The sequence below is a fragment of the Streptomyces sp. A1277 genome, assembly GCF_004795015.1.
In the GTDB taxonomy this organism is placed as follows: domain Bacteria; phylum Actinomycetota; class Actinomycetes; order Streptomycetales; family Streptomycetaceae; genus Streptomyces.
In genome coordinates this window covers 37,462-53,959 of record NZ_SSBI01000017.1, presented here as the reverse complement: position 1 = coordinate 53,959, position 16,498 = coordinate 37,462, and the positions used below count along the sequence as shown (strand labels likewise).

The following is a 16,498-nucleotide window of genomic DNA, read 5'->3' as shown; positions in this document are numbered from 1 at the left end:
CCGATGCTAATGAACGCAGCGGGTCGCGGGAAAGGGATGGCGGCCGGGAGCTTAATCTCCGCCTCATGAGCACTTCTGAGTCCTCCGGAACACCCGCCTCCACACGTTTCGTCCGCCTGCGGGTCGACATGGTGGTGGAGATCACCGACCCCGACGCCCTCAGCGGCACCGCCCTGGAGAGCCTGGCCGCCGAGTACGGGGAGCCCGGCGGCGAGGGCGCCGCGGAACGCACGCATGCCGAGGCGGCGGTACGGGAAGACGCAGCGGAGGCCCTCGCCTCGCTGATCGACCCGTTCGACCTGGTAGGCGAGGTGCCCGGGGTCCAGCTGACCCAGGCGTCCTGGAGCAGCGAGAGCACCGACTACGACCCCGACGACCCGGACGTGTGGGAGGACGACGAGGACGGCCCCGTGGACGTCTGGGAGGACGAAGGCGGCCGGGGTACCTCCGGCGTCCCGCACAATGGGGAGGAGGCCGACGGATACGGCGGCACGGAGCGGCGGGTCTGACCAGTGGGAACACGGCCCCGGCCCGCCCGTGGCGGACCGGGGCCGGTCTGCGCCGGGGACGCGGGAACCACCGCTCCCGGCACGGCGTCGATGAGTGGTGTTCCCCACATCTTCGACGGACGTGGAACGGGAGTCCCGTACAGGGGGTTCTTGGAACATTGACGGGGTTTCGCCGGTGGGCGGCCTCGCTCGGGGTTTTCGGGGAATTCGGCAACGATGGAGAAGCGTGTGATGACGGACAGCAAGCGGCGCAAGGGTCTGATGGCCGCGTCCGCACTGCTCGGCGGCGTACTGGTGCTTTCCGCCTGCGACGACGGCGGCGACAAGGGCGGTCCGAGCCCCGAGAGCTCGAAGTCCCAGGCGGCCGACGTCGACAAGGCGGCGGCCCAGGAGACCTCCGAGGCACAGATAGCGATCACGCCCAAGAACGGCGCGACCAACGCGAGCATCAACAACGCCGCGAAGGTCACGGTCACCAAGGGCAAGCTGACCGCCGTCACCATGACGACCGCGGCCGGGGACAGCGTCAAGGGCACCCTCTCCGCCGACGGCACGAGCTGGCAGCCGGACGCCCAGCTGGAGCGCTCCACCACGTACAAGGTCAGCGCGACGGCACAGGACTCCAAGGGCCGCGTGGCCCACGAGAACTCCTCCTTCACCACCGTCTCGCCCGCCAACAGCTTCATCGGGAACTTCACCCCCGAGGACGGCTCCACCGTCGGCGTCGGCATGCCCGTCTCGATCAACTTCAACAAGCCGATCACCGACACCAAGGCCGTCCAGAACGGCATCAAGGTGACGTCCAGCAGCGGCCAGCAGGTCGTCGGCCACTGGTTCAACTCGCAGCGCCTCGACCTGCGCCCCGAGGACTACTGGCAGGCCGGCTCCACCGTCACCCTGAAGCTCTCCCTGGACGGCGTCGAGGGCGCGGACGGCGTCTACGGCGTGCAGCAGAAGACGGTCACCTTCAAGATCGGCCGCAACCAAGTCTCGACGGTGGACGCCAAGACGCACATGATGACCGTCACCCGGGACGGCAAGACGATCAAGACCATCCCGATCTCCGCCGGCTCGCCGGACAACCCGACGTACAACGGCCAGATGGTGATCTCCGAGAAGTACAAGGAGACCCGGATGGACGGCTCGACGGTCGGCTTCACCGACGACGACGGCAAGGGCGAGTACGACATCAAGGACGTGCCGCACGCCATGCGGCTGTCCACGTCGGGCACCTTCATCCACGGCAACTACTGGGGCAAGGGCATCTTCGGCAGTGCCAACACCAGCCACGGCTGCGTCGGGCTCGCCGACGTCAAGGGTGCCGGCGACGCCAGCCAGCCCGCCGCCTGGTTCTACAACAACTCCATGATCGGTGACGTCGTCATCGTGAAGAACTCCCCGGACAAGACGATCCAGCCCTCCAACGGCCTCAACGGCTGGAACCTGAGCTGGGCCGAGTGGACGGCGGGCTCCACCGCCTGACCTCCACCCCGTAGACCGAAACCCCGTACGCCGAAGGCGGCGGCACCGCTCCCTCCGCAGGGACGCCGGTGCCGCCGCCTTCGGCGTACCCGGATTCTCATCCGGCTCTCATGGTGGCCTCAACCCACCATCACAAGCCGTCCTTAGCCTCGCGCCATGTTCTTCACCTACCTCCGGCGCGAGCTGCGCCGCCGCAGAAAGGCGGCGCTCGTCGTCGCCTCCGGGCTCGCCCTCGGTATTGCGCTGGTCATCATCGTCAGCTCGGTCTCCTCAGGCATGAGCAAGGCCCAGGACAAGGTCCTGGAATCGCTGTACGGCCTCGGCACGGACATGACCGTCACCAAGGCGGCCACGGCCCCCAAGTCCGGCTCCACCGGGCGGCCCGAGTTCGAGTTCGACGCCAAGGACAGCGACGACGACGCGACCCAGAGCACGGACCGGGTCATGGTCCAGGGCTTCCAGACCCTGGCGTCAACCACCGTCACCAAGGTCGGCAAGCAGGACGGCGTCGCCGGTGCGGTCGGCGGGCTGAGCCTGTCCGTCATGAAGGTGGACGGCCAGTTCAAGCGCGGCGAGTTCAAGCAGGAGGGCGGCACCGGCCAGGACGGCGGCCGGGGCGGACCCGGCGGCAGCGGCCAGCCGCAGGGCGAGGTCAGGGGCGGCGGCGCCTCCTTCGACGTCAACTCCTACACGGTCTACGGCACCGACGTCACCCAGCAGGACATCGGCCCGCTCACCTCCTCGAAGATCACCTCGGGCCGTACGTTCAAGACGACCGAGACCGACGCGAAGGTGGCCGTGGTCGACTCCGCCTACGCCGAGGAGAAGACCCTCTCCACCGGCAAGACGGTGACCATCCACGGCACCGAGTTCACGATCATCGGCGTCTCGACCGCCGACAGCGGCGACGCGGCCGCCAACCTCTACATCCCGCTCCAGCAGGCGCAGACCCTCTCCGACTCGAAGAACAAGGTCACCACGGTCTACGTCAAGGCCGCGGACTCGCAGAAGATCGACAGCGTCAAGGCGACCATCCAGAAGAACATCACGGGCACCACGGTCACCACGTCCGCCGACCTCGCGGACACCGTCTCCGGCTCCCTGTCCACCGCATCCGACCTGGCCTCCAGCGTCGGCAAGTGGCTCTCCATCGCCGTGCTGATCGCCGCGTTCCTGGTCGCCGGGCTCCTCACCTCCTCCGCCGTCAGCCGCCGCGTACGCGAGTTCGGCACGCTCAAGGCGCTCGGCTGGAAAAGCGGCCGGGTCACCCGCCAGGTCATCGGCGAGGCCCTCGTCAACGGCCTGATGGGCGGCGTCCTCGGCATCGCAGTCGGCCTGGCCGGCGCCTACGCCGTCACCGCTGTCAGCCCCACCCTCACCGCCGAGCTCGGCTCCTCCGGCGGCGGCGGCGGGATGCGCGGCGGCGGCATGATGGGCGGCGGCGGCCCCGGCCGGCAGAGCGCGTCCAAGGCCCTGGACATCGCGCTGACCGCGCCCGTCTCCCTCGCCATCATCCTGGTCGCCGTCGCCCTGGCCGTGGCGGGCGGGCTGATCGCGGGCGCCTTCGGCGGCTGGCGCGCCTCCCGACTGCGCCCGGCCGACGCGCTGCGCCGCGTCGAGTAGCCCACCCCCGTACCCCGTCAGGAGATCACCCATGTACACGCTCCAAGGCGTCACCAAGCAGTACAAGCGCGGCAAGTCCACCGTGCACGCCCTCGCCGGCGTCGACCTCACCGTCGAGGACGGCGGCCGCCTGGTCATCCAGGGCCCCACCGGCGGCGGCAAGTCCACGCTGCTCCAGATGCTCGGCGGGCTGGACCGCCCCACCGCGGGCAGCGTCGAGCTCGACGGCATGGACCTCGCCAAGCTCAGCGAGGCCAAGCTCACCAAGGTGCGCGCCCAGAACATCGGCTTCGTCTTCCAGAGCTTCAACCTCATCCCCACGCTCACCGCCCAGGAGAACGTCGAGACCGCCCTCGTACCGCTGGGCGTCAAGGCGTCCGAGCGGCGCAGAAGAGCCGCCGATGCGCTGGACTCGGTCGGCCTCGGCGAGCGTCTTGGCCATGTGCCCAGCGAGATGTCCGGCGGCCAGCAGCAGCGCGTCGCCATCGCCCGGGCCCTGGTCAAGCAGCCCAAGGTGCTGCTCGCCGACGAGCCCACCGGCAACCTCGACGAGTCCATGCGCGACGAGATCATGGAGGTGCTGGAGACCCTGTGGAAGGAGCACGGGCTCACCTTCATCATGGTCACCCACGACAGCGCCCTCGCCCGCCGCGCCCCGCGCCTGGCCACCATCCGCAAGGGCAAGGTCACCATCACGGAGAACGCCGCGGCCTGACCCGGCCCGCGTCCGCCCCCACCGCCGCCGGCGGGCCCCACGCCCCCGGCGGCGCCGCGTACGCGCCCTCAGGCCCCCCGGGCCCCACGCCCCCGGCGGCGTCGCGTACGCGCCCTCAGGCCGCCCGGGCCCCGGCGGCGGCCCTGCGGTGCGCCAGGAGGTCGCCGCGGCGGACCTGGCGCAGCCCGAGCGGGTCCGTGTACGAGGCGCCCGCCTCGCACGTCCGCGCCGGCGAGGAGCCCGCCCCGTCCCGGCCGCCGGTGCCCGCGCGCAGCCCGTACCAGGGCAGCAGCGGCAGCCGGCTCAGCCCGTAGAGCCAGCGCCGCACCAGCAGGACGGGGCCGGGGCGGCGGGCGTCCGGCAGGCTCACCACCCGTATGCCCATGATCAGCTTGCCCGCGCCCGCGCCGAAGCACGCCGTGAGCACCACCTGGTTGACGAACGACAGCACCAGCACCGGTCCGGCGAGCAGGCCGGCGGCCTCGGGCAGGGTCGCCGTGTCCACGTACGGCCTGACCAGCAGCCCGGCCGTGAGCAGGCAGAGGTAGCAGTCGAGCGCGACGGCCAGGCAGCGGCGCGTCTCACCGGCTCGCGGCGGGGTGCGCGGCCCGGGCCGTGCGGGTCCGCCCCGCCCGCCGTACCCGGGTAAGCCGGGCAGGGCGGGCCCGGCGGGCGCGCGAGGAGCGAGGACGCGGTGCTTCCCCCGTATCGGTGTCATGGACGAATCATGTCTGATGAGTCGTCACCGCGTCCCGGGGTCGGCGCGGAGCGTTCCGCATTACCCCGCGGGTAATCGACGCGTCCCGGCGCCCCGGGCAGCATGGTGTCCACCAGCCGACGAGCACCGCAGAAGACGGAGGGCGAGACCATGACCGCCTACGCGATCGCGCACCTGTACCCCGAAGGACGCCCCAACGAGGAGGTCATCGAGTACATCGACCGCATCCAGGCGACGATGGACCCGTTCGGGGGCCGCTTCCTGGTCCACAACACCCCCGTCGAGGTGGTCGAGGGCGACTGGCCCGGCGCGGTGGTCATGCTGGGCTTCCCCGACATGGACGCGGCGCGCGCCTGGTACGCCACCCCCGCCTACCAGGAGCTGGTACCGCTGCGGGCCCGGAACATGGCGGGCGACCTGGTGTTCGTGGACGGCGTCGGACCGGACTACGACGCGTCCGCTACGGCCGCCGCGATGCGGGCGGCGGCCGGCGGCGCGAAGGCGTAGCGCGGGCACCGCCACCCGCTCGGGTGAAGCGCGGAAACCGGTGCGGGAAGCCCGGCGACCTCGCAGCCGGGTCCACGCCACTGTGAGGTTCACCACTTCGGACGGTTCCCCGGCGCGGCTCCAACCCGGCCATTCCTGCCCGGAACCGGCCTCGCGCAAGGCCGTTGGCCAGGTGCGGGGCCCGTGCGGGCGGGATCACCATGTGGATGGGGCGGGCCATTGTGCCGGGCCACTGGGAGAATCGGTACGCCACAACGGTCCTGTACGCCGCATGCGTGAGCGCGGTAATGCGTGAAGTTCCGGCGACACCCTCAATGGGGAGGGGGACCCTGGCGCCCCTCGGGACGGGGGCGCCCCCGCGTATGAGCCGACCCATGGAAGGTCTTGATCAGATGCCGGCCACCCCTGCCTCCGCCATCCCGCACGCCGCCGAGAACCGCATCATCGAGCCGTTGTACGCCGAGGTCCTCCGCCGCAACCAGGGCGAGAAGGAATTCCACCAGGCGGTACGGGAGGTCCTGGAGACCCTAGGTCCCGTGCTGGCCCAGCGGCCGGAGTTCGTGGACGCCCGGGTCATCGAGCGCATATGCGAGCCGGAGCGCCAGCTCATCTTCCGGGTGCCGTGGTCGGACGACTCGGGCGACATCCACGTCAACCGCGGCTTCCGGGTCGAGTTCTCCAGCCTGCTCGGCCCGTACAAGGGCGGGCTGCGCTTCCACCCTTCGGTCAACCTCGGCATCGTGAAGTTCCTCGGCTTCGAGCAGATCTTCAAGAACGCCCTCACCGGCATGCCCATCGGCGGCGGCAAGGGCGGCGCGGACTTCGACCCGAAGGGCCGCTCGGACGCCGAGATCATGCGGTTCTGCCAGTCGTTCATGACCGAGCTCCACCGCCACCTCGGCGAGTACACCGACGTCCCCGCCGGTGACATCGGTGTCGGCGGCCGCGAGATCGGCTATCTCTTCGGCCAGTACAAGCGGATCACCAACCGCTACGAGTCCGGCGTCCTCACCGGCAAGGGCCTCGGCTGGGGCGGCGCCCTGGTCCGCACCGAGGCGACCGGCTACGGCTGCGTCATGTTCACCGCCGAGATGCTGCGCAGCCGGGGCGAGTCCCTCGAAGGCCAGCGCATCGCCGTCTCCGGCTCCGGAAACGTCGCGATCTACGCCATCGAGAAGGCCCAGCAGCTCGGTGCCACCGTCGTGACGTGCTCGGACTCCGGCGGTTACGTCGTGGACGACAAGGGCATCGACCTCGACCTGCTCAAGGAGATCAAGGAGCAGGGCCGCGGCCGCATCTCCGAGTACGCCGAGCGGCGCGGCGCGCACGTGAAGTACGTCGAGGGCGCCGGCGTCTGGAACGTCCCCGTCGACGCGGCGCTGCCCTGCGCCACCCAGAACGAACTGCACGAGGCCGACGCGCTCACCCTCGTCCGCAACGGCGTCAAGGCGGTCGCCGAGGGCGCCAACATGCCCACCACCCCCGAGGCCGTCCGCGTCTTCCAGGACGCCGGCGTGGCCTTCGCCCCCGGCAAGGCGGCCAACGCGGGCGGTGTGGCCACCAGCGCCCTGGAGATGCAGCAGAACGCCTCGCGCGACTCCTGGACCTTCGCCCACACCGAGCAGCGCCTGGCGGAGATCATGCGCCACATCCACGACTCCTGCTACACCACCGCGGAGAAGTACGGCAGCCCCGGCAACTACGTGGTCGGCGCCAACATCGCCGGCTTCGAACTGGTCGCGGACGCGATGCTGGCGCAGGGGCTGATCTGAGCCGCTGACGCCGCCGATCGGACAGGTCCGGGACCACGCGTCCCGGGCCTCGGGCACCGCGGTGACGTCCAGCGAGGACTGTGACGCCGGTAGCGCCGACAAGCGCGAGGGGCCGGGGGACGTGTCCCCCGGCCCTTCGGCGTACGACCGTGCTCAGCTCTCCGCAGGGGCCACGCCCACCGGGCAGGAGACGCCCGTGCCGCCGATGCCGCAGTAGCCGGCCGGGTTCTTGTCCAGGTACTGCTGGTGGGCCGGCTCGGCGGGCCAGAACGTGCGGTCGTCCGCCGGGAGGATCTCCGTGGTGATCCCGCCGTGGCCGGAGGCCGTCAGGACCTTCTGGTACGCCTCGCGGGAGGCCGCGGCGGCGGCCGCCTGGGCGGGGGAGTGGGTGTAGAGCGCGGAGCGGTACTGGGTGCCCACGTCGTTGCCCTGGCGGAAGCCCTGGGTGGGATCGTGGGACTCCCAGAACAGCTTCAGCAGCTCGGGGTACGTGACGACGGCCGGGTCGTACACGACGCGGACCGCCTCCGTGTGACCGGTCAGGCCCGAGCAGACCTCCTCGTAGGCGGGGTTCTCCGTGTAGCCGCCCTGGTAGCCGACGAGCGTCGTCCAGACCCCGTCCGTCTGCCAGAACTTGCGCTCGGCGCCCCAGAAGCAGCCCAGCGCGAAGTCCGCGACCTCCATGCCCTCCGGGTACGGGCCGAGCAGGCTGTTGCCCAGGACCGTGTGGCGGGACGGGACGGTGAACTCCGGGGCGGGGCGGCCGCGCAGGGCCTCCTCCCGGGTGGGGAGCTGGGGGGTGCGGCGGTGCAGGAACATGCGGGGGCTCCTCCTGGGTCGGCGTGCTGTCCGTACAACGCGCCGGGGCCCCCGCGGATTCCTGTGGCGGCCCGCCCGGCGGCGGGGCGCGTCCGGGAGAGCCGTCAGTGCGGCAGCGTCGCCGGGCTGCCGCCGTTCGCCTCGTAGCCCGCGACCGCCAGCGCCCGGTACACCGTGTACTCGGCGGCCGGGTCCTCGCTCGCCGTCCACGGCAGCGCGCCCACGTGCCCGTCGATGTGGACCAACTGGTGCACCGCCTCCGACCAGCGCTCCATCCGGACCAGGAACAGCACGAGCAGATGGCGCACATGCGCGAGCATCGGATCGTCGGCGCGCGCCGCGTGCACCGCGAACATCGCGCCCCCGACCGCCTTCGTCACCACCTGGCCCTGGTAGAAACCCCGCACGAGATTGACCTCGGGCAGGTGCTCGTACACCGCGAACAGCGGCAGCGCGGCCAGCAGTGAGCCCTGCGGGGCGCGGGCGGCAGCAGCCGTCGCGAAGCGGTCGGCCTCCTCGCGCGAACCGTGCCACCGCTCGCTCCAGAAGTGCAGGGCCGCCATGTGCGCCCCCATGTGCGCCGGCGCGCGGTCGATGATCTTCGCCCAGACCTGGTCGAACTCCTCGCCGGAGTACCCCAGTCCACGGGCGACCGCCAGCTCCACGATGTACGGAACGGGGTCGCCCGGCGCCAGCAGGGCCGCCTCGGCGATCACCGTACGGGCCTCCTCCAGCAGGATCCGGAAGTCGTCCGTGCCCGCCGTGGACGAGCGCCACGCCTGCTGGACCAGGAACTCCGCGTGCACGGCCGCCGCCCCCGCGTCCTTCGGAGCCTCCGCCCGCCACTTGCGCAGCCACGCCCCGCCGACCCCCGGCCGCTGGAGCAGTTCGAGCGAGGCTGCCCCGGCGAACGCCTGTACCCGCTGCCACCGGACCTCGCCCTCCTTCGGCGTCCCCGACAGCAGCTGCGACGCGGCCCGCCACTCCTGCGTGTGCTGGACGACCTCCAGCACGTCCAGCAGATCCTGGTCCGGGCCCGGCGTGCGGACGTCCAGCTCCTCCTGCCGCACGAAGCCGTAGTCCTGCGGGTCCGCCGCGTCGGGGGAGCCGGGCGCCGCCAGTCGGATGCCACCGCGGCGGCGCAGCACGAACGGGCCGATGACGGCGGTCAGCATGCACAGCGCGAGCAGGAACCACAGAATCTCCATGCCCCCATTGTCACCGGACGGCCCGGTGCTCCATGAGCGCCCTCAGGACGAACTACGCTCGGGCCCCATGAGCGACCAGCACAGCTTCGAAACTCTCGCGATCCACGCGGGGAACACCGCCGACCCCCTCACCGGCGCCGTGGTTCCGCCCATTTACCAGGTGTCCACGTACAAGCAGGACGGCGTGGGCGGGCTGCGCGGCGGCTACGAGTACAGCCGCAGCGCCAACCCGACCCGCACCGCCCTGGAGGAGAACCTCGCGGCCCTGGAGGGCGGCCGCACCGGGCTCGCCTTCGCCTCCGGCCTCGCCGCCGAGGACTGCCTGCTCCGTACGCTGCTGGCCCCCGGCGACCACGTGGTCATCCCGAACGACGCCTACGGCGGCACGTTCCGGCTGTTCGCGAAGGTCGCCACGCGCTGGGGCGTGGAGTTCTCCGTCGCCGACACCTCGGACGTGGCGGCCGTGCGGGCGGCGATCACCCCGCGCACCAAGGCGGTCTGGGTGGAGACCCCGTCCAACCCGCTGCTCGGCATCACCGACATCGCGGCCGTCGCCGAGGTCGCCCGCGGCGCCGGCGCGCGCCTCGTCGTCGACAACACCTTCGCCAGCCCCTACCTCCAGCAGCCCCTCGCGCTGGGCGCCGACGTCGTGGTGCACTCCACCACCAAGTACATGGGCGGCCACTCGGACGTCGTCGGCGGTGCGCTCATCGTCAACGACCCCGATCTCGCCGAGGAGCTGACCTTCCACCAGAACGCGATGGGCGGCGTCGCCGGCCCGTTCGACGCCTGGCTGGTGCTGCGCGGCATCAAGACCCTCGCCGTCCGGATGGACCGGCACAGCGAGAACGCCACCAAGGTCGCCGACCTGCTGACCCGCCACCCCAAGGTCACCCACGTCCTCTACCCCGGGCTGCCCGACCACCGGGGCCACGAGGTCGCCGCCAAGCAGATGAAGGCGTTCGGCGGCATGGTGTCCTTCCGCGTCGCGGGCGGCGAGGAGGCGGCGGTCGAGGTCTGCAACCGCGCGAAGCTGTTCACGCTGGGCGAGTCCCTCGGCGGCGTCGAGTCGCTGCTGGAGCACCCGGGCCGGATGACGCACGCCTCGGCGGCCGGCTCCCCGCTGGAGGTCCCCGCCGACCTGGTCCGCCTCTCCGTCGGCATCGAGAACGGCGACGACCTGCTCGCCGACCTCACGCAGGCGCTCGGCTGACCGCGTACGCGTGAGGGGCGGGGCCGGCGCACCGGGACCCGCCCCCTGGGCCGTCAACCCCCGGCGGCCGGGGGCCGTCCGGGCGCCTCAGCCCGACTGGGCGGTCTGGTGCGCGGCCTGCCGTGCCGCCAGCGCGGCGTTGAACCGGGTGAGCAGCGCGCAGAACGTGTCCTGCTCCTCCTCGCTCCACCCGTGCGTCACCTGCGTCATCAACTCCCGCCGCGAGGCGCGGACCTCGTCCAGCCGGGCCTGGCCGCGCGGGGAGAGCTGGAGGACGACCGCGCGGCCGTCCTCCGGATGCGAGGTCCGCTTGACCAGGCCGGTGTCCACCAGCGGCGCGACCTGCCGGGTCACGGTGGACGAGTCGATCCCCATCCCGGCGGCCAGCGCCTTGACGCCCATCGGCCCTTCCCGGTCCAGCCGGTTCAGCAGCAGGTAGGCCGCCCGGTCCATGGAGTTGCGCACCTGGCCCACTCCGCCGAGGCGGGTCTGTTCGGCGCGGCGGGCGAAAACGGCGACCTGGTGCTGGAGGGCGTCGAGAACGTGATCGGATCCCGGGTTTTCCGGGGCTGCGCCCCCGGAAGGAGACGAGGCAGTCGTCATGTCCTGAGGGGGCATGGCCGGGGGCTCTCTTCGTGCGGTGTCGGATGGGTGGGGGACAGAGTACGCGGCCCCGGGGCAACGCGTACCAGCGCTGCACAAACCTGCGGACATCGGCGCAGGACGGCCTCGTAAGCGACGGCCGGCGCCCCGTTCAGCTGCAAGACTTACGGTATGAAATTCCCGTCGCCCGGCCGCTTTCCCCCGCTGATCCTCGACGATGTGCGCGGTGCGCAGAAGATGCTCTGCGGGGTCTCCAAGGTCACCCCGCTGGAGGGCAGCCGCCACCTCTCCGCGCTGGTGGGCGCGCCCGTCCTGTTCAAGTGCGAGAACCTGCAGCGGACCGGTTCGTTCAAACTGCGGGGCGCCTACGTACGCATCTCCGGTCTGACACCGGTCGAACGCGCCGCCGGCGTCGTGGCCGCCAGTGCCGGAAACCATGCGCAGGGTGTCGCGCTCGCGTCTGCGCTGCTCGGCGTACGCTCCACGGTCTTCATGCCGGTCGGCGCACCGCTGCCGAAGGTCGCCGCGACCCGCGAGTACGGGGCCCGGGTGCGGCTGCACGGCACGGTCGTGGACGAGACGCTGGCCGCCGCGCAGGAGTACGCGCGCGAGACCGGCGCGGTCTTCATCCACCCCTTCGACCACGCCGACATCATCGCCGGACAGGGCACGGTGGGCCTGGAGATCCTGGAGCAGTGCCCCGAGGTCCGCACGATCGTCGTCGGGGTCGGCGGCGGCGGGCTCGCGGCCGGGATCGCGGTCGCGGTCAAGGCGGTCCGGCCCGACGTGCGGATCGTCGGCGTGCAGGCGGCCGGTGCCGCCTGCTACCCGCCGTCCCTGGCCGCCGGGCACCCCGTCTCGATCGGCTCGCTCCAGACGATGGCGGACGGCATCAAGGTCGGGCGCCCCGGTGACGTGCCGTTCGGCCTGGTCCAGGACCTGGTGGACGAGGTGCGCACGGTCTCCGAGGACGAGCTGTCCAGCGCCCTGCTGCTCTGCCTGGAGCGGGCCAAGATGGTGGTCGAGCCGGCCGGGGCGAGCCCGGTGGCCGCCCTGCTCAGCGACCCGAAGTCGTTCCACGGGCCGGTGGTGGCGCTGCTCTCCGGCGGCAACGTGGACCCGCTCCTGATGCAGCGCATCCTGACCCACGGCATGGCGGCGGCCGGCCGCTACCTGAGCCTGCGGCTGCGGCTGACGGACCGCCCCGGCGCGCTGGCCACTCTGCTGGGCGTGCTCTCGGTGGCCGACGCCAACGTCCTGGACGTGAGCCACGCCCGTACCGACCCCCGGCTCGGCCTCACCGAGGCGGAGGTGGAGCTGCACCTGGAGACCAAGGGGACCGAGCACTGCGAGGACGTGAAGGCGGCGCTGCGCGAGGCGGGCTACCGGGTGATGGAGTGAGGCTCGCGGCCGTACGGGCCGAACGCTTGTGGGTCGCGATGTATCGCGTTACAGTCCGTGTGCCCGGGTCCGGCGGACGCGCGGCCGGCTTGCGGGTTCACCGGGCGCAGCACCACGGGCGAACCTAGGATCTGTGAGGTAGTCACCCGAACGCACTGGGGGAACCCCTTATGCCAGGCGCCATCTACGCCGAAGGGCTCGTGAAGACCTTCGGAGACGTGACTGCACTCGGCGGCGTCGACCTGGACGTGCCGGAGGGCACCGTCCTCGGACTCCTCGGCCCCAACGGGGCCGGCAAGACGACCGCCGTACGCGTCCTGACGACGCTGCTCAGGCCCGACAGCGGCAGCGCCTTCGTCGCGGGGATCGACGTGCTGAAGAACCCCAACGAGGTACGGCGCTCGATCGGGCTCTCCGGCCAGTTCGCGGCCGTGGACGAATACCTGACCGGCCGCGAGAACCTCCGGATGGTCGGCCAGCTCTACCAGATGAACGGGCGCGCGGCGAAGGCCCGGGCGGGGGAGCTGCTGGAGCGGTTCAACCTGGCCGACGCGGCCGACCGCCCCGCCAAGACGTACTCCGGAGGCATGCGCCGGCGCCTCGACCTCGCCGCCGCCCTCGTCGTCTCCCCGCCGGTCATGTTCATGGACGAGCCGACCACCGGCCTCGACCCGCGCAACCGGCAGCAGCTCTGGGAGGTCATCGAGGAGCTGGTCGCCGGCGGCACGACCCTGCTGCTGACCACGCAGTACCTGGAGGAGGCCGACCACCTCGCCCACGACATCTGCGTGATCGACCACGGCCTGGTCATCGCCCGGGGCACCTCCGACCAGCTCAAGGCCCGCACCGGCGGCGAACGCGTCGAGGTCGTCGTGCACCGGCCCGAACAGATCGAACCGGCCCGCGCCGTCCTCACCCGCCTCGGCAAGGGCGAGACCGCCGTCCTGCCGCACATGCGCAAACTGACCGTCCCGGTCGACGGCGGCGCCAAGCTCCTCGCCGAGGTCATCCGCGAACTCGACGGTGAGGGCGTGGAGATCGACGACATCGGGCTGCGCCGCCCCACCCTCGACGACGTGTTCATCTCCCTCACCGGCCACGCCGCAGAACAGGAGAAGAACGAAGCCGGGACCCCCGAAACGGAGACGGAGAAATGAGCGCCCTCAGCGAAACCGCCCGCACGGGCGCCCCACGGCCGGTCGGCGGCATCGGCCAGTCGGTCCGCGACTCACTGGTCATTGCCCGCAGGAACCTCATTCGCATGAGCCGGATTCCTGAGATGTTGCTCTTCGGGATCATCCAGCCGGTCATGTTCGTGGTGCTGTTCAGCTACGTCTTCGGTGGCTCCCTCGTCGTGGATGGCTCGACGAGCCCCTCCGAGTACCGCGAGTTCCTGATGGCGGGCATCTTCGCCCAGACCGTCACCTTCGCCACGGCCGGCGCGGGCGCCGGGATCGCCGACGACATGCACAAGGGGCTGATCGACCGCTTCAGGTCCCTGCCGATGGCTCGCGGCGCTGTTCTTACCGGGCGAACTGTCGCCGACCTTGTGCAGACCATCATCACGGTCATCGTGCTCGCGATCGTGGCCCTGCTGGTCGGCTGGCGCACGCACACCAACATCGGGGAGGTGCTCGGCGCTTTCTCTCTCCTGCTCCTCCTCGGTTACTCCTTCTCCTGGATCGGCGCGCTGATCGGTCTGTCTGTCCGGACTCCGGAGGCCGCTACCTCGGGCGGCCTGATCTGGCTGTTCCCAGTCACCTTCATCTCGAACGCCTTCGTGCCCACCCAGAACATGGCGAGCTGGCTCCAGCCGATCGCTGAGTGGAATCCGTTCAGTGCGACCGTCCAGGCGTGCCGCGAACTGTTCGGAAACCCTGGCGTCTCGCCCTCTGACGCCTGGCCGATGCAGCACCCGGTGTGGGCTTCCGTCAGCTGGTCGGTGGTGATCATCCTGGTTTTCCGGACCCTAGCCGTACGCAAGTACCGTAGCGCCGCGAACTGAGTCAGTCGGCGGGACACAGAGCGATGTGAATACTGGCAAGAGGTGTGGAGTGGGTCGAGAGCCCCTTTCCGGGCCTTCTGCTCCCAATCCCATCGAGCTGCCACCGATCCTGATGCCCTCGCCCGAGGCTCTTAGCCAGGCGGCTGGCAACGACGTGGTCTACGGCTACTACTCGGTGGCTCAGCAGTATGTGTCACATGCCCTGACCGCATGCCCGAGAGAGGGCGTGCATGCCTGCCCCTACGTGGGTGCTGTAGGCCGGCCCATAGGCGACGAGGATCCTCCTGACTGCCGGGAGGGCCCTCGTCGCTCTGTGCCACGGTGGTAGCGGTGTCACCAACTTGGCTTGCAAGCCGGGTTGGTTAGGCGCGAGGGCCGGCAACCGCCCGCGCGCTTTAGTGCTTGACTAAGCACCAGACCCCCTTCTGTGTAGGGGCGCCGCCCCGCTCTGTGCCGAGGCCGCGAAGCCCGCCCACGCGAGTCTGTTGAAGGTTGCGCAACAGGACTCGACCCGCCGGATGGTCGGCCAGCGCCCCCGGCGAGTCCGCAGCAGGGGGCGCCGACACGACGACGTAGCTGCCGGATCGGGCGGGCAACCATCGCGCAATCCTCGACCGTGGTCATCGAGTGGGAGTCGAAGTCCGCCTGCTGATCCGCTCGTGCGGGCTCTGCGGTCGGGTGTCGTCCGGCATCAGGTCGTGCACTCCTGATACATCGCCTGGTGGTGCGCTTGGCCGGCTCGGCTATCCGCAGCTCGAAGGCGTACGCGTGGACCTCTTCGTACAGGTCCAGCAGTCGGGCCCGGAAGACCTCGTTGTACGGGGCTTTCGAATACTGGATGCCCTGCTTGGCGAGGAAGACGCGGCACTGAAGGGGATCTCGCAGGTCGGAGCGCTACTTATTGGTTTCCGTCTTGCGGTAGTCCGTGTGCTCGTCAGCGTTCTTGCGCTTGGTTGTCTTGTTGGCCGGACGCCGGATGATGTCGTCGTCACCCTCGTCGCGGGGCACGTAAAACCAGCCTTCCTCCGTGTCCGGGTCATAGTGCACGACTGCGTTGTTGTCTTCGAGCATCTTCTTCCAGCTCGCGAGCCGTTTGGTCCTGTTCTCGTCGAGAGGTAGGCCGGCACGCCTGCGTGCCTCGACGCGAAGCATGACGATCGGGTACGGCTGACGGTGCTCCTTCTTAACGGCCCACGGGATAAGCTCGTCGTCCCGTGTGATCCGGCGATCCAGACCTTCGCGGTACCGGAAGTTGCCCCACATGGAGGGGCCGGTGTCGATGCCGTACCTACGCTTATACTCCTCGGTCATCTCCTGGTACGTCCAACCCTCCTCGAACCATCTGATGACCTCATCCTTGTCCTGGATCTTGCGGGCCCCCATGCTCTCTCCTTCCTTGAGTGCGTCACCGCGGGCATATTTCCGGTGGTCCAAACACGCACCACTTACACTCCGATTGTGTCTCGACCCTGTCAACTCTGCACACTTACGACAGTAGCGCCCGCTACAGAATCAAACCGGAGCCCCGATGAAGATCACCGCTTGCGACCTTGACGAGCAGACCCCGGCGAAGACCTACACCATCGCGATTGAGGGTGATGTGCCTGTGGACCTGGATCTCTGCGAGACGCACGCCGCGCCGATCGAGGAGCTGATCCGACAGGTGAAGGTGGCGGGGGGTGTGATCCAGGAAAAGGGCGAGCCGAGACCGGTAGCGCCGAAGCGGGGGGCTGCGCGCAGGGTGGCAGCGAAGAAGGCGGCTCCGGCAAAGCGGGCTGCCTCGAGGGCCCGCCGGGCGCCGAAGATCACGACGCTGGAAGAAATCGAAGCCCAGAAGAGGGCCAGGGGTTGAGGCGGGGCTCGTTGCCCTGCGACAATGAACGACTTACACTCATAGTTACACATGGTGCACGCAAGGAGGCC

The 16,498-nt window shown here is 70.4% G+C and carries 16 protein-coding genes; 11 read left to right on the top strand and 5 right to left on the bottom strand.

Going from position 1 to position 16,498, the window contains the following annotated elements:
- Window positions 1-128: 128 nt before the first annotated feature.
- From E6R18_RS14000 to E6R18_RS13985, 4 genes are all read left to right on the top strand, one after another.
- On the top strand, window positions 129-509 hold the full coding sequence (locus E6R18_RS14000; protein ID WP_136317266.1) for a hypothetical protein: 381 nt from the start codon (window positions 129-131) through the stop codon (window positions 507-509).
- A 216-nt stretch (window positions 510-725) separates the two neighbouring features.
- A complete protein-coding gene (locus tag E6R18_RS13995; RefSeq protein ID WP_136317206.1) occupies window positions 726-1,991 on the top strand; it encodes an Ig-like domain-containing protein in 1,266 nt (421 codons plus the stop codon).
- Window positions 1,992-2,147: 156 nt separating this feature from the next.
- On the top strand, window positions 2,148-3,614 hold the full coding sequence (locus tag E6R18_RS13990) for an ABC transporter permease (RefSeq protein ID WP_136317205.1): 1,467 nt from the start codon (window positions 2,148-2,150) through the stop codon (window positions 3,612-3,614).
- A 31-nt stretch (window positions 3,615-3,645) separates the two neighbouring features.
- Window positions 3,646-4,329, top strand: coding sequence for an ABC transporter ATP-binding protein (locus tag E6R18_RS13985; protein ID WP_136317204.1), 684 nt, complete (start codon window positions 3,646-3,648; stop codon window positions 4,327-4,329).
- Between the two features lie 115 nt (window positions 4,330-4,444).
- Here E6R18_RS13985 and E6R18_RS13980 read toward each other — a convergent pair whose 3' ends face one another.
- Window positions 4,445-4,987 (bottom strand): RDD family protein, encoded by a 543-nt coding sequence (locus E6R18_RS13980; protein ID WP_276607262.1) that lies wholly within the window; start codon window positions 4,985-4,987, stop codon window positions 4,445-4,447.
- A gap of 210 nt (window positions 4,988-5,197) precedes the next feature.
- On the opposite strand from E6R18_RS13980, the gene E6R18_RS13975 reads away from it, so the two are divergent.
- Window positions 5,198-5,554, top strand: a complete 357-nt coding sequence (locus E6R18_RS13975) for a DUF1330 domain-containing protein (protein WP_136317202.1) — start codon at window positions 5,198-5,200, stop codon at window positions 5,552-5,554.
- Between the two features lie 392 nt (window positions 5,555-5,946).
- Window positions 5,947-7,326 (top strand): NADP-specific glutamate dehydrogenase, encoded by a 1,380-nt coding sequence (gene gdhA / locus E6R18_RS13970; protein WP_136317201.1) that lies wholly within the window; start codon window positions 5,947-5,949, stop codon window positions 7,324-7,326.
- A 153-nt stretch (window positions 7,327-7,479) separates the two neighbouring features.
- Here the strand turns inward: gdhA and msrA are convergent, their stop codons facing one another.
- Entirely contained in the window at window positions 7,480-8,145 is a 666-nt protein-coding gene (msrA, locus tag E6R18_RS13965; protein WP_136317200.1) for a peptide-methionine (S)-S-oxide reductase MsrA, read from the bottom strand.
- A 104-nt stretch (window positions 8,146-8,249) separates the two neighbouring features.
- Complete coding sequence (locus tag E6R18_RS13960; protein WP_136317199.1) at window positions 8,250-9,353, bottom strand: hypothetical protein; 1,104 nt, start codon at window positions 9,351-9,353, stop codon at window positions 8,250-8,252.
- A 67-nt stretch (window positions 9,354-9,420) separates the two neighbouring features.
- On the opposite strand from E6R18_RS13960, the gene E6R18_RS13955 reads away from it, so the two are divergent.
- A complete protein-coding gene (locus tag E6R18_RS13955; RefSeq protein WP_136317198.1) occupies window positions 9,421-10,566 on the top strand; it encodes a cystathionine gamma-synthase in 1,146 nt (381 codons plus the stop codon).
- Between the two features lie 87 nt (window positions 10,567-10,653).
- Here E6R18_RS13955 and E6R18_RS13950 read toward each other — a convergent pair whose 3' ends face one another.
- The gene (locus E6R18_RS13950; RefSeq protein WP_136317197.1) at window positions 10,654-11,184 is read right to left on the bottom strand and encodes a MarR family transcriptional regulator; all 531 of its coding nucleotides are present in this window, start codon (window positions 11,182-11,184) and stop codon (window positions 10,654-10,656) included.
- Window positions 11,185-11,340: 156 nt separating this feature from the next.
- Here E6R18_RS13950 and ilvA point away from each other — a divergent pair, with 156 nt between their 5' ends.
- The 3 genes from ilvA to E6R18_RS13935 all read left to right on the top strand — a co-directional run bounded on the left by ilvA (window position 11,341) and on the right by E6R18_RS13935 (window position 14,575).
- On the top strand, window positions 11,341-12,570 hold the full coding sequence (gene ilvA, locus E6R18_RS13945) for a threonine ammonia-lyase (RefSeq protein ID WP_136317196.1): 1,230 nt from the start codon (window positions 11,341-11,343) through the stop codon (window positions 12,568-12,570).
- A 170-nt stretch (window positions 12,571-12,740) separates the two neighbouring features.
- Window positions 12,741-13,727: an ATP-binding cassette domain-containing protein gene (locus E6R18_RS13940; protein WP_136317195.1), complete on the top strand. Its 987-nt coding sequence runs from the start codon at window positions 12,741-12,743 to the stop codon at window positions 13,725-13,727.
- On the top strand, window positions 13,724-14,575 hold the full coding sequence (locus tag E6R18_RS13935) for an ABC transporter permease (protein ID WP_136317194.1): 852 nt from the start codon (window positions 13,724-13,726) through the stop codon (window positions 14,573-14,575). Before E6R18_RS13940 ends, E6R18_RS13935 begins: the two co-directional genes overlap by 4 nt.
- Window positions 14,576-15,469: 894 nt before the next feature.
- On the opposite strand, the gene E6R18_RS13930 is transcribed toward E6R18_RS13935, so the two are convergent.
- Window positions 15,470-15,958 (bottom strand): hypothetical protein, encoded by a 489-nt coding sequence (locus tag E6R18_RS13930; protein ID WP_136317193.1) that lies wholly within the window; start codon window positions 15,956-15,958, stop codon window positions 15,470-15,472.
- A gap of 145 nt (window positions 15,959-16,103) precedes the next feature.
- Between E6R18_RS13930 and E6R18_RS13925 the strand changes: the two genes are divergently transcribed.
- Window positions 16,104-16,427 carry a hypothetical protein gene (locus E6R18_RS13925; protein ID WP_136317192.1) on the top strand — a complete coding sequence of 108 codons (324 nt, stop codon included), beginning with the start codon at window positions 16,104-16,106 and terminating at the stop codon, window positions 16,425-16,427.
- Window positions 16,428-16,498: the final 71 nt, after the last annotated feature.

Excerpts from the sequence above, each read along its gene's own strand:
- E6R18_RS14000 (WP_136317266.1), top strand. The coding sequence starts at position 129 with ATGGTGGTGGAGATCACCGACCCCGACGCCCTCAGCGGCACCGCCCTG.
- E6R18_RS13925 (WP_136317192.1), top strand. The coding sequence starts at position 16,104 with ATGAAGATCACCGCTTGCGACCTTGACGAGCAGACCCCGGCGAAGACC.
- E6R18_RS13975 (WP_136317202.1), top strand. The coding sequence starts at position 5,198 with ATGACCGCCTACGCGATCGCGCACCTGTACCCCGAAGGACGCCCCAAC.
- E6R18_RS13930 (WP_136317193.1), bottom strand. The coding sequence starts at position 15,958 with ATGGGGGCCCGCAAGATCCAGGACAAGGATGAGGTCATCAGATGGTTC.
- E6R18_RS13995 (WP_136317206.1), top strand. The coding sequence starts at position 726 with ATGGAGAAGCGTGTGATGACGGACAGCAAGCGGCGCAAGGGTCTGATG.
- E6R18_RS13960 (WP_136317199.1), bottom strand. The coding sequence starts at position 9,353 with ATGGAGATTCTGTGGTTCCTGCTCGCGCTGTGCATGCTGACCGCCGTC.
- msrA (WP_136317200.1), bottom strand. The coding sequence starts at position 8,145 with ATGTTCCTGCACCGCCGCACCCCCCAGCTCCCCACCCGGGAGGAGGCC.
- E6R18_RS13935 (WP_136317194.1), top strand. The coding sequence starts at position 13,724 with ATGAGCGCCCTCAGCGAAACCGCCCGCACGGGCGCCCCACGGCCGGTC.
- E6R18_RS13950 (WP_136317197.1), bottom strand. The coding sequence starts at position 11,184 with ATGCCCCCTCAGGACATGACGACTGCCTCGTCTCCTTCCGGGGGCGCA.
- E6R18_RS13955 (WP_136317198.1), top strand. The coding sequence starts at position 9,421 with ATGAGCGACCAGCACAGCTTCGAAACTCTCGCGATCCACGCGGGGAAC.
- gdhA (WP_136317201.1), top strand. The coding sequence starts at position 5,947 with ATGCCGGCCACCCCTGCCTCCGCCATCCCGCACGCCGCCGAGAACCGC.
- E6R18_RS13940 (WP_136317195.1), top strand. The coding sequence starts at position 12,741 with ATGCCAGGCGCCATCTACGCCGAAGGGCTCGTGAAGACCTTCGGAGAC.
- E6R18_RS13985 (WP_136317204.1), top strand. The coding sequence starts at position 3,646 with ATGTACACGCTCCAAGGCGTCACCAAGCAGTACAAGCGCGGCAAGTCC.
- ilvA (WP_136317196.1), top strand. The coding sequence starts at position 11,341 with ATGAAATTCCCGTCGCCCGGCCGCTTTCCCCCGCTGATCCTCGACGAT.
- E6R18_RS13990 (WP_136317205.1), top strand. The coding sequence starts at position 2,148 with ATGTTCTTCACCTACCTCCGGCGCGAGCTGCGCCGCCGCAGAAAGGCG.